The sequence below is a fragment of the Streptomyces sp. NPDC012835 genome (genome assembly GCF_042900885.1).
In the GTDB taxonomy this organism is placed as follows: domain Bacteria; phylum Actinomycetota; class Actinomycetes; order Streptomycetales; family Streptomycetaceae; genus Streptomyces.
Genome location: NZ_JBIBBW010000003.1, coordinates 727,904 through 741,099, shown reverse-complemented (window position 1 = coordinate 741,099; position 13,196 = coordinate 727,904). Strand labels below are relative to the sequence as shown.

At 69.8% G+C, this 13,196-nt stretch carries 12 protein-coding genes; 6 read left to right on the top strand and 6 right to left on the bottom strand.

The genetic code is table 11. The features are described from left to right. Positions 1–377 precede the first annotated feature (377 nt). A complete protein-coding gene (groL, locus tag ACFY6S_RS16525; RefSeq protein ID WP_114623076.1) occupies positions 378–2,003 on the top strand; it encodes a chaperonin GroEL in 1,626 nt (541 codons plus the stop codon). Here groL and ACFY6S_RS16520 read toward each other — a convergent pair. The 4 genes from ACFY6S_RS16520 to ACFY6S_RS16505 all read right to left on the bottom strand — a co-directional run bounded on the left by ACFY6S_RS16520 (position 1,927) and on the right by ACFY6S_RS16505 (position 4,429). Then, entirely contained in the window at positions 1,927–2,397 is a 471-nt protein-coding gene (locus ACFY6S_RS16520) for a Uma2 family endonuclease (RefSeq protein ID WP_388816880.1), read from the bottom strand. The genes groL and ACFY6S_RS16520 overlap by 77 nt on opposite strands. Positions 2,398–2,583: 186 nt before the next feature. Next, positions 2,584–3,210 (bottom strand): 2OG-Fe(II) oxygenase, encoded by a 627-nt coding sequence (locus tag ACFY6S_RS16515; protein WP_388816877.1) that lies wholly within the window; start codon positions 3,208–3,210, stop codon positions 2,584–2,586. A gap of 218 nt (positions 3,211–3,428) precedes the next feature. After that, positions 3,429–3,878 carry a tail fiber domain-containing protein gene (locus ACFY6S_RS16510; protein ID WP_388816874.1) on the bottom strand — a complete coding sequence of 150 codons (450 nt, stop codon included), beginning with the start codon at positions 3,876–3,878 and terminating at the stop codon, positions 3,429–3,431. Positions 3,879–3,880: 2 nt separating this feature from the next. After that, positions 3,881–4,429, bottom strand: a complete 549-nt coding sequence (locus ACFY6S_RS16505) for a hypothetical protein (RefSeq protein WP_388816872.1) — start codon at positions 4,427–4,429, stop codon at positions 3,881–3,883. Between the two features lie 394 nt (positions 4,430–4,823). On the opposite strand from ACFY6S_RS16505, the gene ACFY6S_RS16500 reads away from it, so the two are divergent. Then, positions 4,824–5,855 carry an aldo/keto reductase gene (locus tag ACFY6S_RS16500; RefSeq protein ID WP_388816870.1) on the top strand — a complete coding sequence of 344 codons (1,032 nt, stop codon included), beginning with the start codon at positions 4,824–4,826 and terminating at the stop codon, positions 5,853–5,855. Between the two features lie 185 nt (positions 5,856–6,040). Here ACFY6S_RS16500 and ACFY6S_RS16495 read toward each other — a convergent pair whose 3' ends face one another. Further along, positions 6,041–7,003 (bottom strand): hypothetical protein, encoded by a 963-nt coding sequence (locus ACFY6S_RS16495; RefSeq protein ID WP_388816867.1) that lies wholly within the window; start codon positions 7,001–7,003, stop codon positions 6,041–6,043. A gap of 442 nt (positions 7,004–7,445) precedes the next feature. On the opposite strand from ACFY6S_RS16495, the gene ACFY6S_RS16490 reads away from it, so the two are divergent. From ACFY6S_RS16490 to ACFY6S_RS16475, 4 genes are all read left to right on the top strand, one after another. Next, positions 7,446–8,324, top strand: a complete 879-nt coding sequence (locus tag ACFY6S_RS16490; protein WP_388818041.1) for a polyphosphate polymerase domain-containing protein — start codon at positions 7,446–7,448, stop codon at positions 8,322–8,324. 6 nt (positions 8,325–8,330) lie between these two features. Further along, positions 8,331–9,008 carry a DUF4956 domain-containing protein gene (locus tag ACFY6S_RS16485; RefSeq protein ID WP_388816864.1) on the top strand — a complete coding sequence of 226 codons (678 nt, stop codon included), beginning with the start codon at positions 8,331–8,333 and terminating at the stop codon, positions 9,006–9,008. A 146-nt stretch (positions 9,009–9,154) separates the two neighbouring features. Continuing rightward, on the top strand, positions 9,155–11,161 hold the full coding sequence (locus ACFY6S_RS16480) for a CotH kinase family protein (RefSeq protein WP_388816861.1): 2,007 nt from the start codon (positions 9,155–9,157) through the stop codon (positions 11,159–11,161). A gap of 327 nt (positions 11,162–11,488) precedes the next feature. Continuing rightward, a complete protein-coding gene (locus tag ACFY6S_RS16475; protein WP_388816858.1) occupies positions 11,489–12,673 on the top strand; it encodes a methyltransferase domain-containing protein in 1,185 nt (394 codons plus the stop codon). On the opposite strand, the gene ACFY6S_RS16470 is transcribed toward ACFY6S_RS16475, so the two are convergent. Further along, on the bottom strand, positions 12,628–13,068 hold the full coding sequence (locus tag ACFY6S_RS16470) for a PH domain-containing protein (RefSeq protein ID WP_388816855.1): 441 nt from the start codon (positions 13,066–13,068) through the stop codon (positions 12,628–12,630). The genes ACFY6S_RS16475 and ACFY6S_RS16470 overlap by 46 nt on opposite strands. Positions 13,069–13,196: the final 128 nt, after the last annotated feature.

Here is a 13,196-nt window from a genome sequence, read left to right as displayed (position 1 = left end):
GCACGTCACTCACGCACGTGGGGCCCGTATCCGGAAAGCCGGATGCGGGCCCCACGTGCGTGCCGGCCGCCGCATCCGTCCGCCGCGCTCGTTCCGGCCGTACTCGTCCCGATGTGCCCCGGCGGCGCTCGCGCCCCCCGTCGCCCGGCCGCCACCGGCCGCCACCCCCGGTCGGGGCTCCGGGGGCGCTTGCACTCTCGGGGGTCGAGTGCTAATTATTGGCGTTAGCACTCTGCAAGTGAGAGTGACAACTTAGGACCGGGTAGGCGAGGCCCGAAGAGCCGGTGGGGCAAGGAACCACTCGACTCTCAGGCCGTCCGTCGCGGGCGCCAGCGCGGTCCGGAGCAATCCACCCCAGTCCGGGAGGACCACTTCACATGGCCAAGATCATCGCGTTCGACGAGGAGGCACGGCGCGGTCTCGAGCGCGGGATGAACCAGCTCGCCGACGCCGTCAAGGTCACCCTTGGTCCCAAGGGTCGCAACGTCGTCCTCGAGAAGAAGTGGGGCGCCCCCACGATCACCAACGATGGTGTTTCCATCGCCAAGGAGATCGAGCTCGAGGACCCGTACGAGAAGATCGGCGCCGAGCTGGTCAAGGAAGTCGCCAAGAAGACGGACGACGTCGCCGGTGACGGTACGACCACCGCGACCGTCCTCGCCCAGGCGCTCGTCCGCGAGGGCCTGCGCAACGTGGCCGCCGGCGCCAACCCGATGGCCCTCAAGCGCGGTATCGAGAAGGCCGTCGAGGCCGTCTCCGGTGCCCTGCTGGAGCAGGCCAAGGACGTGGAGACCAAGGAGCAGATCGCTTCGACGGCCTCCATCTCCGCCGCCGACACCCAGATCGGCGAGCTGATCGCCGAGGCCATGGACAAGGTCGGCAAGGAAGGCGTCATCACCGTCGAGGAGTCGCAGACCTTCGGTCTGGAGCTCGAACTGACGGAGGGCATGCGCTTCGACAAGGGCTACATCTCGGCGTACTTCGCCACCGACATGGAGCGTATGGAGGCGTCGCTCGACGACCCGTACCTCCTGATCGTCAACTCCAAGATCGGCAACGTGAAGGACCTCCTTCCGCTGCTGGAGAAGGTCATGCAGTCGGGCAAGCCCCTGCTGATCATCGCGGAGGACGTCGAGGGCGAGGCGCTGTCGACCCTGGTCGTCAACAAGATCCGCGGCACCTTCAAGTCCGTCGCCGTCAAGGCCCCGGGCTTCGGTGACCGCCGCAAGGCCATGCTCAACGACATCGCCATCCTCACCGGCGGCACGGTCATCTCCGAGGAGGTCGGCCTCAAGCTGGAGAACGCCGGCCTGGACCTGCTGGGCCGCGCCCGCAAGGTCGTCATCACCAAGGACGAGACCACCATCGTCGACGGTGCCGGTGACAGCGACCAGGTCGCCGGCCGGGTCAACCAGATCCGCGCCGAGATCGAGAACAGCGACTCGGACTACGACCGCGAGAAGCTCCAGGAGCGCCTCGCGAAGCTGGCCGGCGGCGTGGCCGTCATCAAGGCCGGCGCCGCGACCGAGGTCGAGCTGAAGGAGCGCAAGCACCGCATCGAGGACGCGGTGCGCAACGCCAAGGCCGCCGTCGAGGAGGGCATCGTCGCCGGTGGTGGCGTGGCTCTGCTCCAGGCTTCCTCGGTCTTCGAGAAGCTTGAGCTGACGGGCGACGAGGCGACCGGCGCCAACGCCGTGAAGCTCGCGCTGGAGGCTCCCCTCAAGCAGATCGCCGTCAACGGTGGTCTTGAGGGCGGCGTCGTCGTCGAGAAGGTCCGCAACCTGACGGTCGGCCACGGCCTGAACGCCGCGACCGGCGAGTACGTCGACATGATCGCCGAGGGCATCATCGACCCGGCGAAGGTCACGCGTTCCGCTCTGCAGAACGCCGCGTCCATCGCCGCGCTGTTCCTCACCACCGAGGCCGTTATCGCCGACAAGCCCGAGAAGGCCGGCGCGGCCCCCGCGGGCGGCGGCATGCCGGGCGGTGACATGGACTTCTGATCCGACCGGGGCTCCGGCCCCAGCGGATCAAGCGTCCTGACCGAGGGCGGCATTCCTTCCAGCAGTCTGTGGAGGGGATGCCGCCCTCGGCTTTTCGGCTGTACGCCCGTGAGCGAGCGGTGGCAGGCCGGTGATCAGCGGACGTAGCCTTGAGCTTCTCGGTTTCCAGGGTGATACGGACGGGGTCGGGCAGCTTGACCGTGTCCCCGTAGTACTGATCGCTGGTACGGCTCTTGTACGCGCCCTTCAGCGGATCGGTGTACACCACGACTTCCTGCGCCTCGCGGTCGACGAGGAGGTGGCCGGGGATGCCGGCTGCCGCATAGCCGTCACGCTTCTCGACACGGTCGCGCAGATCGGTGGCGCGGTCGTGCGAGGTGACCTCGACCGTCATCAGAACGCCATCGGGGGAAGCCCACTCGCCGTCCTGGCCGATTCGAACGTCACCGTCTCCGGGGCCGTGCGAGCGACCTGCTCGAAGTCCTCGACGGTCAGCTGGGCGTGATCAGCTGAGCTGGTGTCATGGCGTCGCCTCCTCCCTCATATCGTGTCCCGCTCTCGGTACGGGGGAGCTGAAGAGTCATGCGCGGGTCGCGCGGGTCCTCGTGTTCGCGGGGTCGGGGCTGCACAGCCAGCCGTTGATGGCGAAGCGGCTGTCCGCGTGGGCCTTGCTCGGGCAGCTGACCGGCCGGACCTCGTGCCAGGCGGTGGGGCGGAAGAAGACGATGCTGTCGTGCTCGGGCTCCCAGTCCCGCCAGGTGTGTTCCTGCCACTTTCCGGTGGTTCCGGTGTGCAGCGGGAGGGCCGCGTCGAACATCCGCAGTTCGCCACCGCCGAACGGCCGGGGTGTGCGGTGCAGGTAGTACACGAACGTGAGCTGCCGCCTGGGGGAGAACTCGGCGGTGGAGTCCTGATGCGCCCGGTAGAAGTCGCCGTCGTTGTGCACGTTGAGGGTGTAGTCGGGTTCGGTGTACTGGCAGGAGACTCCCAGGGTGTGCTCGACCGCCTCCACGACCTCGTCGATGGCCGAGATCAACTCGGGCGCGGCGAAGTCCTGGTGGGACCTGGACCGGCGGAAGTCGGGGACGACCTCGTGGTCCCGGATCATGGAGGGCCGCAGCGCGTCGCCGGTGGAGGCGATGGCGCGCTCCAGCAGGGCGCCGGCCGTCCGCTCGCCCAGGAACTGCGTGATACGGCAGACCGTCACCGGAAGCCGCCAGATCGCGTCCGTGCACAGGGGCGACCGCCGGTCCGTCGCCTGGGATTCCTCCGTTGCTCCCGCCCGGTCCGTTGCTCCCGCCTGTTCCGTCGCTCCAGGCCGTTCCGCTGCTCCCGCCCGTTCCGTCGCTCCAGGCCGTTCCGCTGTTTCCGCTGCTGTCGTCGGTCCCGTCACGGTGTCCCGCCTTGTCGTGGTGTCCGGCATCGTCACGCGGCCCCGGTCGTGTTCGGGCCCGCGCCCCCGGCCTCGCGCAGGCGTTCCACTTCGGCCGTGAGTTCTTCCACGCGGCGGTGGAGGGCCTGGATGCACACCAGGGAGACGCCGAGGCCGTCGACGACGGGGATGGTGGTGTCGTCCTGGTTGAGGCCGAAGGCGGCGTGCCAGTCCTGGGCCATCGGCCCGAGGTGGCGTACGTCCTCGGGCTCCCAGAGGTAGCGCCAGGTGCTGACGGGCAGCGCGGCCACCGTCTCCAGGATCGCGTGGCCGTTGACCGCGACGGCCGGGGCAGCCGGGGCGACCGGGACGGTTGAGGTGACCGCACCGGCCGGGGCAGCCGGGGCGACCGGGACGGTTGAGGTGACCGCGACGGCCGGGGCGACCGTACCGGCCCGGGCGGTGTGGTCGGCCGCCCGGGACCGGCGGTGGAAGAACCGCATCCCTACCGGCTCCAGTCCACCGGGACCACGTCCCGCTTGAGCCCGCGGTCGCTACAGATGCCGCACGGGGCTCCCGGGACGCCGGGGCCCTGGTCGATGCCGATGGTGATCGCTCCGTGCGCCCCGGCCGGGGCGTGGACGCCGTCGCCGACCATCGCGGCTTCGTAGCCGCCCAGCAGCTCCTGGACGGTTCCGACGCCCAGGTTCTCCGGGGCGGTGATCGCGGCCACGCCGTCGTAGTCGGTGTAGGCCGCCCCCAGGGTCCGGCCGCCGATGGTGGCGAACACGATCCTGGCGCCGCGGATGGGCTCCCCGGTCACCGCGTCGGCCGCCATCGCGTGGATGTTCTCCAGCTGCATCTGGGTGACGTTCAGGCTGGCCTGGCTGGCCGTCAGCCTGGTCGGCTTCAGGCTCGGGCATTCCGCCCCGCTGCACGGCGCGGCCGTGGGCGTGTCCGGGGCGGTCGCGGACGCGCCGGCACTGCTCCCCGCGCCCAGTGACGCCAACGCCGCGGCCATCACCGCGATGGTCTTGCGACCCGCAAAACTCATGTCCACTCCCATGGGAACTGCCCGAGCGTGCGTATCCGCATCGGCGCAGGAGGCCGGGCCGGGCCGGTCCAGGCGGCCGGGACGGCCGGGGCGGGCCGGGCCGGTTCGGGCGCGTGCGGCACGGGACGGGTGCCGCCCCCTCGGACGGCGCACCGACCGTATCCACGCCCATCCGGCCCAACCAGCCGACCATCGCGAGTTAGCGCGATCTGATGAACGGTCGGCGGGACGGTGACGAACGCGAGCGGCGCGGACAAACCAATGAGCGACCGCCGACGCCCGGCACGGGCCCCCCTTGCTAACCGGAATCTCGTTCCGTATATTGATAACGGAACGAGGTTCCGCTTACGTGGGTGTCACGCGTCACCGCGGACATCCCAACCCGAGGAGCACCATGAAGTACCGCACGCTGGGCCGGACCGGCATCAAGGTCAGCCCGTACTGTCTGGGCGCGATGATGTTCGGCGCCATGGGCAACCCCGACCACGACGACTCCGTCCGCATCATCCACAAGGCGCTCGACGCGGGCGTCAACTTCATCGACACCGCCGACGTCTACTCGCGCGGTGAGTCCGAGGAGATCGTCGGCAAGGCCATCAAGGGCCGCCGGGACCGTGTCGTGCTCGCCACCAAGGCCCACCTCCCCATGGGGGACGACCCCAACCAGCAGGGAAACTCCGGGCGTTGGCTGGTGCGTGCGCTCGACGACTCACTGCGCCGGCTCGGGACGGATCACGTCGACCTGTTCCAGCTGCACCGGCCCGCGCCGGACACCGACGTGGAGGAGACCCTCTCCGCCCTCACCGACCTGATGCGCGCGGGCAAGATCCGGGCCATCGGCACCTCCTCCTTCCCCGCTTCCGACATCGTCGAGGCGCAGTGGGTCGCCGAGCGGCGCGGACTGCGCCGCTTCCGCACCGAGCAGCCGCCGTACTCGATCCTCACCCGTGGCATCGAGCGCGAGGTCCTGCCCGTCTGCGAGCGCTACGGCATGGGCACCCTGGTGTGGAGCCCCCTCGCGGGCGGCCTGCTCACCGGCCGCTACCGCAAGGGCGAGCAGGCCGAGACCCACCGCGCCCGTTTCGGCTTCAAGCATCTGACCGACGAGCGCAGGCTCGACGTCGTCGAGCAGCTCATCCCCCTCGCCGAAGAGGTCGGAATGCCCCTGACGCACCTGGCGATGGCCTTCGCCATCGCCCATCCCGGCGTCACCTCCGCCATCATCGGACCGCGCACCATGGACCACCTCGACAGCCTGCTGGCCGGCGCCGAGACCACCCTGAGCGACGAGATCCTGGACCGCATCGACGCCATCGTGCCGCCCGGCACCGACGTCGGGACCCTCGACGCGGCCTACGCCCCGCCCGCCATCCAGCAGGCCACGCTGCGCCGCCGGCCGGTCGGCGAGCGCTCCGCCGCCGCCTGAGCCGCGGGCGCGGGCGCGGGCTGATGCCGCGCCCGGCCCCCCCGGAACCTGAACTGCGTGCCGTACCAGAGGCGTTCAGGCTCCGGGCGCTCAGGCTCCGAGCGGTTCAGACCCCGGGCGGTGCGGGCTCGGGGCGGTGGAGGCTCCGGGCGGTGCGGGCCCCGGGCGGTGGAGGCTCCGGGCGCTCAGACTCCGGTGGCGCCGTCCGTCAGGCGGACCGTGCTGAGGATCTTGCGGATCGTCGCGTCCGGGACCTCGTCCTCGACGCCCTTCACGCCGCAGAAGGTCCAGGAGAGGAAGTCGCCCTTCGCGTTCTCGAAGGCGAATGCGGTGGCCTTGCCGTCCGTGTCGCACTTCCCGCGCTGTTCGACGCCGGAGGACGCGGAGGTCGCCAGGCTGCCCTTGATGCCGGACGCGGTGGTGTACGACTCCACCGGGCCGTTGGCGATCTTCGTCCTGTCGGGCTGCGCGTACCCTCCGTACACCCACAGCTCGGCGTTCTTCCGGGCCGCTTCCGCGAGGGTTCTGGAGCTGTTCTCGGTCCGGGAACCGGCCGCCGCGAGGGAGGTGTCCTCGGCGGTGCCGTCCTTCTCCTCGTCGGACCGGCACCACTTCTCCTTGAGCAGCGCGGGCGCGGAGAAGCCGACGAGGGGAGTGTCGTCCTCGTCGCCGCGCTCGCTGACGTAACTGACCCACGTCGTCGCCTTGCGGTCCCACTCGTCGGGCACGTCGAAAGCGACGCCGGTCCTGGGGTTGACCACGGTCTTCCAGCCCGCGACGACCGGTTCCGGCGCTCCGTCCGCGGCGCGGGACGAGGGCGGGGACGCGGGTGAGGCGGAGTCGGAGGACGACACGTCCGCCCCGTCCTTCTTGGCACTGTCCACGCCGCCGTCACGGCCGAGGACCAGCCAGCCCGTGACACCGGCGGCTATCACGACGGCGGTGGCCGCGACGACGGCGACCACCACGGTCTTCCGGCGGTCATCGCCGCCGCCGCGACCGCCGCCCCCACCGCCGCTGCCCCCGGTGCCGCCCCCACCGGCGTCACTCGTCACCGTCGGCGCGTCCCAGGGTGCGGGGCGCAGGTACGGGTTCGGGTGGGCGCTCGGGTGCTGCTCGTTCCCGGACGGCTGCTGTCCTTGCCACATAAGGCTGTTCCTGATCCATCGGTCGAACAGAGCAGCGACCAGGATAAGTGGCGAGCGGTCGGGGAGCGGAGGGGGAGCGGGGGAGCGGGGGGAGGGGGCGGGGAAGTGGGGGGACGGAGGGGAACGGAGGGGGGACGAGAGGCGACAGATCGGGACAGCTGATTCGTTCACCTGAAGTTCAGCTCAGAAATTCATCCCGTTCATATTCAACTCATACGTCACGCACAGGCTTGACCGATTCCTTACTCAAGGACGCATTCAACGACCTTGAGTAAGGGGAGCCATGTTCCGCCTGCGGAAGACCCCCGCGCCCCGCGACGGCGACGCCGCGCGGGCCGACCCGCACGAATCACCGCACGGCCCGCCCCCGCACGGCCCGTCCCCGCACGAGGCCGCCGCACCGGAGGAGGCCGCCGCACCGGAGGAGGCCGCGCAGGAGGCGATGCACGTCGCCAGCCGGCTGCACTCCTTCAACCGGTACGAGCTGAAGTACCTCGTGCCGGTGGACCAGGCCGCCGCCATCCGTGACGAGCTGGGCGAGCGCATGGACAGCGACCCGCACAGCCCCGTCGGCGGCTACGGCGTGTGGAGCCTGTACTACGACACCCCTCAACTCCGCTTCTACTGGGAGAAGATCGAGGGGCTGAAGTTCCGCCGCAAGCTCCGCATCCGGCACTACGGAGACCTCGCCGGAGTCACCGACGAGTCGCCCGTCTGCGTCGAGATCAAGCAGCGCGTCAACCGCGTCACGCAGAAGCGCCGCATCACCCTCCCGTACGCCACCGCGCGCGAGCTGTGCGACGGGCGGCGGCTGATCGACCACGCGGCCAAGGAGCGCGCCTTCGTCGAGGAGGTGCTCGAACTGGCCGTACGGCTCGATCTGCGCCCCATGGTCATCACCGGCTACCAGCGCGAGGCGCTCGTCGGCCGCGACCAGGACACCGGGCTCCGGGTCACCTTCGACCGGCGGGTGCGCGGCCGGGACCGCGACTTCGACTTCACCGTCGAGGGCGCGGAGAACCGTTACACCCTGCCGCCGCACCTCACGGTGATGGAGGTCAAGGTCAACGAACGTACCCCGTACTGGATCACCGACCTGGCCGCCCGCCGCGATCTGAACCTCGTGCGGGTCTCCAAGTACGTGCAGTCCGTCGAGGCGTTCGGCATGGCGCCCCGGTCCGTCTTCCACGTACGCGAGGAGGACCACCCCCGCCCCGGTGACGCCGGGGCGTCTTCTCCGCAGCTTTCCGCACCCTTCCCCCCACCCACGCCGTCGACGTCCCACAACCCGTCGTCGGCCGTTCAGCCCGTGGAGGCATGAGCAACCGTGAATTTCGATCTTCAGGACCTGAGCGGGACGTTCAGCGTCACCGACATCGTGATCGCGATGTCCCTCTCGTTCATCCTCAGCACGATGATCGGGTACGTGTACCGGGCGACGCACCGGAACGTCTCGTACAGCCAGTCGTACGTCCAGACCCTGGTCATCGTCGGCATGATCGTCGCCCTGATCATGCTCGTCGTCGGATCCAACCTGGCCCGCGCCTTCTCGCTGGTCGGCGCGCTGTCCGTGGTCCGCTTCCGTAACGCGATCAAGGAAACCAGGGATGTCGGCTTCATCTTCCTGGTGATGGGCATCGGCATGGCGGCGGGCGCCCGCTTCTACACGCTGGCCACCGTCGCGGGTGTGGCGATCTGCCTGATCATCTACGTGATGTACAAGTTCAACTGGTTCCACCTCGATGTCCAGCGTCAGGTGGTCAAGGTCCAGGTGCCGGCCGGTGAGGACTACAGCGAGGGCATCCGCGACGTGCTCATCCGCTACACCACCGAATTCGAGCTGGTCAGTACGGAGACGATCCGGGGCGGCGCGCTGACCGAGGTGTTCTACACGGTACGGATGAAGAAGGGCACCGAGCCGGGCGAGCTGGTCGCGTCGCTCCAGGAACGCACCTCCGGGCAGCGCGTCACGGTGCTGACCGGATACGACCAGACCGACCTGTGATGGGTGCGCCGAGCGGGAACGGGGACGGGAACGGGAACGGCGGCGGGAACGGGAACGGGGACGAGAGCGGGGCAGCCTCCGGGGCCGTGTCCCGTACCGGTGCCGGTGCCGGTGCCGGTGGCGGTGGCGGTGCCGGGTCCGGGTCCGTGTCCGGTGCAGGGCGCCGTCCCGCGCGCAGTCTGAAGCACCGCATCCCGGTACGGCTGCGGCACCACTGGAAGCCCGTTGCGGTGCTGGCTGCCGGGCTGACCGTGCTGCTGGCCTTCTTCGGCGACGTGCGGGTCACTCCCTGGGTGACCAGTGCGTCGGCGGCGGACAGCAACGAGATCACGGAGAACGTGGCGGGGTCGGTCGACCTGTACGACGCGACGAAGTCGCACCGTATCCAACTCGCTTACGACCAGTCCGAATTCACCAAGATGATGAAGGACTTCAAGGACGACGGCACGAAGGACTACATCCGGGCCGACCTGACGATCGACGGGGTCTTCCTGAACGATGTCGGCATCCGGCTGAAGGGCAACTCCACGCTCCAGGGCCTGCGCGGCAACCGAAGGGGCGGCGCGGGCGGCCAGGGCGGCGCGGGCGGCCAGGGCGGCGCGGGTGGCCAGGGCGGCGCACAAGGTGGCGGCGGCCAAGGCGGCGGCCAAGGCGCCGACCAGGGTGCCGGACAAGGCGGTGGGCAAGGAGACGCCGGTCCGGGACAGGCGCAGGGTCAGGACGCGGGTCAGGGCCGGGACGCGGGTCAGGGCCAAGGCGCGGGTGAGGAGCAGGCACAGGGACAGGCGCAGGGGCAGGGGCAAGGCCAGGGAGACGGGCAGGCCCAGACCCCGGGCCAGGGCGGCGCCGCTGCCGGTGCCCCCGGTGGTGCCGGGGGCGGCGGTGGTGGCGGCGGGATGGCGAATTACGAGCTGTCCGCGTCCAAGCCCGAGGAACTGCCGTGGCTCATCAGCATCGACGAGTATGTCGAGGGCCGCGCCTACCAGGGCAATCGGGAGATATCCATCCGCCCGGGAGCCGACGCCGAAGTGCCGTTCAACGAGGCGCTGACGCTCTCGCTGATGGACGACTCCGACCAGACGGCGGAGGGGTTCGCCTTCTCCACCGTGCAGGTCAACAACGGTCCCGCCGTCACTCGACTGCTGGTCGAGAACCCGAGCATGGACTACGCCGACGCCTCGTACGACACCGACGGTGTGATGTACAAGGCGCGGGCCAGCGGCAGCTTCGACTACAAGGGCGATGATCCGACCGACTACAAGACGTCCTTCAAGCAGCTCAACAAGAAGGGGAGCCAGGACCTCGCCCCGGTGATGAAGCTCATCAAGTGGGCGAACGAGGCTTCGGACAAGGAGTTCGCGGCAGAGCTGGCCGACCACGTCGATGTGAAGTCCTTCGCGGAGTACGTGGCCACACAGAACCTGCTGATGAACTTCGACGACATGGCGGGTCCCGGTAACAACTACGTGCTCTGGTACGACCTGAGCACCAAGAAGTTCTCCATCCTCGGCTGGGACTTCAACCTCACCTTCAGCGGCTCCACGGACACCGGCCCGGACGACGAGACGGGCATGGGCGGCATGGGCCGGGGAGCCATGCCCGGCGGTGCCGGCGACGGCGGTACCGGCGACGGCGGTACCGGCGACGGCGGTACCGGCGACGGCGGGAACGGTGGCGGCGGGAACGGTGGCGGCAATACGGACGGCCCGCCGGCCGGCGGTGCCCCGGAGGGCGGCTTCCCAGCCGATGGCTTCCCGGAAGGGGGCTTCCCCGAGGGAGGCTTCCCCGGCGGCGCTCCCGGCGGCGCTCCCGGCGGCGCTCCCGGCGGGGACGACGCGGCTGACGGCAAGGCCGGTGCCGGTGGCGGTGGCGGAGGCGGGGGCCCCAGGGGTGGTCACATCCTCAAGGAGCGCTTCCTGAAGCTCGACGCCTTCGACACCGTCTACAAGACCGCCTACCGCGAGCTGTACGAGAAGTTCTTCAGCTCCGGCACCGCGTCCAAGACGCTCACCGCACTGGCGGCGGGCGCGAAGGCGAACGGCGCCGACGCCGACGGCGTCGACAAGGCCGTCAAAACCCTCCGTACCACCGTCACCGCCCGCACCAAGGCGCTGGCCAAGAACAAGGAGGTGGTGGTGCCGGAGGCATCCTGACTTCCGGGACCCAGGACGCGCCCCGCACCCCCGTGTGGCTTATCGCCGTGCGCGGGCGCGGGGCGCAGCCCGTGCGTAGTTCGGAACGGCGCTCACACCGGTTCGATTGCCCTCTGTCGCATGGAAACTACTGTCTGTAGCATCGGGCTTGGGGAGAGCGCGCCGATTTACCTGTCGCTCTAGGGAGATCGACGAAGGATAGGTGAAGCTGATGGGCAATCATGGGGTACCTCCGCCGCCGACCCCGCCGGCCCCGCAGCCGGTCAAGAGGGACTCGGACGGGCAGCACCCGGATGTCTCGAAGCCCGGTTCCGGTAAACGCGGAAAATGACAGCGCCTGCCGAACCTGCGGACCTTGACGCCCTGCGCGCTCGTACGGCTGCTCAGCTGGATGCGGCGGGGGGCTTCGAACAGCCGTGGATGCGCGCGGCCTTCGAGAAGGTGGCGCGTCATGCCTTCGTCCCGCGGCGCGTATGGGAGTGGCACCAAGGCGACCGCGCGTACAAGCCGTTGGATCGCGCCGAGGCCCCTGACGACTGGGCCCGGCTGGTGTACGACGCGACCGGCTCGGTCGTGACGCAGGTCGACGACGGGCGCCCCGGCCCTCATGGAGGGGCGCTTCCCACCAGTTCCATCAGCGCGCCCGACGCCGTTTTCACCATGCTCGCGGCAGCGGACGTACATCCCGGCCAGCGGATCCTGGAAATCGGGGCGGGCACCGGCTACAACGCGGCCCTGCTGTGCGAACGGGCCGGCGCGGAGAACGTGACGACGGTGGAAATCGATCCCACAGTGGCCGAAGGCGCTGAACAAGCGCTGCGGGCCACCGGATACCGGCCCGTCCTGGTGGTCGCGGACGGCGAGAAGGGATGCGACTCCCGGGCTCCCTTCGACCGGGTCATCTCCACAGCGTCCCTGAGCCGGGTACCGGGCGCGTGGATCGCACAGACCAGGCCGGGCGGGCTGGTCGTCGCCCCGTGGCGCAGCGCCTTGCAGCCGCGCGGCATGGCCGTCCTGCGCATCACCGAAGAAGGCCGTGGCGAAGGGCACTTCGGCTACCCCATGGCGTTCATGGACCTGCGCGGTCAGCGCCGCGACGACCACTCGCCCCTGCAAACGCTCTACAGCCACGACACCTGGACAAGCTCCAGGGCGGGCACCACCACCCTCGACATGGAATGGCTCGACACCGATTTCCACGCCCGGTTCGCCGTGGGCCTGATGCTCCCCGGCCTCTACGCCGACCGACAGGACACCGCCGACGGCTCCGCGTGGTGGCTGTCCACCGACACCTCCTGGGCGCATGTGGCCGAAACGGAGATCCGGCAGTGGGGGCCGCGTGACCTGGTCGCCGACCTCGAACAGGCTTATCGGCATTGGACGCAGGCCGGTCGGCCGGACCTCTACGAGTACGGGCTCACCGTCACCGCCGACGGCAGCCAGCACCCCTGGCTGCGCACCCCGGATCAGCCGTTTCGGCGGAGGGCGGTGCGCAGGAGCCGGATCTCTTGATCGACGTCCACGTGCCGGTCGTCCGCGTACGGGAGCAGGACCCGGCGGCCGTCGTGGGTGTGGGCGTAGGTGACGGTGTTGGGGGCGTCGCTCTGGCCCGGGGCGCGGTTGCTGGGGGCGGAGCGGAAGTCCTGGATGTCCGACCAGGCCAGGTGGCGCGTGCGGCTGAGGGTGTGGATGTGGATGCCGTCGGCGTCGATGACCGTAACGGAGCGGCCCGCCCGGACGGAGAGGATGAGGAAGAGGGCCAGCAGCACCACGGTGACCAGCCACTTGGTCGCTTCTGTGCTGCCGGTGGCGGACCACAACGGCAGCAGAGGGGCCATCGTCACGAACGCGATGACCACCACCAGCCCGAAGACGCGGCCGGGCCGCACGCGGTACTCCCGGTTCATGATCCTCCTACGGCTTGGCCCCCAGTGGATCGTAGGACAGTTCGTACTGGTGGACCGTGGTGTGATTCTCCGGATCCGCGCTATCCGTGAGATCGGAGGTGGACATGTCCGAGTACAACGACATCAGG

Coding starts and splice junctions, on each gene's coding strand:
- groL (WP_114623076.1), top strand. CDS start 378: ATGGCCAAGATCATCGCGTTCGACGAGGAGGCACGGCGCGGTCTCGAG.
- ACFY6S_RS16520 (WP_388816880.1), bottom strand. CDS start 2,397: ATGACGGTCGAGGTCACCTCGCACGACCGCGCCACCGATCTGCGCGAC.
- ACFY6S_RS16510 (WP_388816874.1), bottom strand. CDS start 3,878: ATGCGGTTCTTCCACCGCCGGTCCCGGGCGGCCGACCACACCGCCCGG.
- ACFY6S_RS16505 (WP_388816872.1), bottom strand. CDS start 4,429: ATGAGTTTTGCGGGTCGCAAGACCATCGCGGTGATGGCCGCGGCGTTG.
- ACFY6S_RS16500 (WP_388816870.1), top strand. CDS start 4,824: ATGAAGTACCGCACGCTGGGCCGGACCGGCATCAAGGTCAGCCCGTAC.
- ACFY6S_RS16495 (WP_388816867.1), bottom strand. CDS start 7,003: ATGTGGCAAGGACAGCAGCCGTCCGGGAACGAGCAGCACCCGAGCGCC.
- ACFY6S_RS16490 (WP_388818041.1), top strand. CDS start 7,446: ATGCACGTCGCCAGCCGGCTGCACTCCTTCAACCGGTACGAGCTGAAG.
- ACFY6S_RS16475 (WP_388816858.1), top strand. CDS start 11,489: ATGACAGCGCCTGCCGAACCTGCGGACCTTGACGCCCTGCGCGCTCGT.
- ACFY6S_RS16470 (WP_388816855.1), bottom strand. CDS start 13,068: ATGAACCGGGAGTACCGCGTGCGGCCCGGCCGCGTCTTCGGGCTGGTG.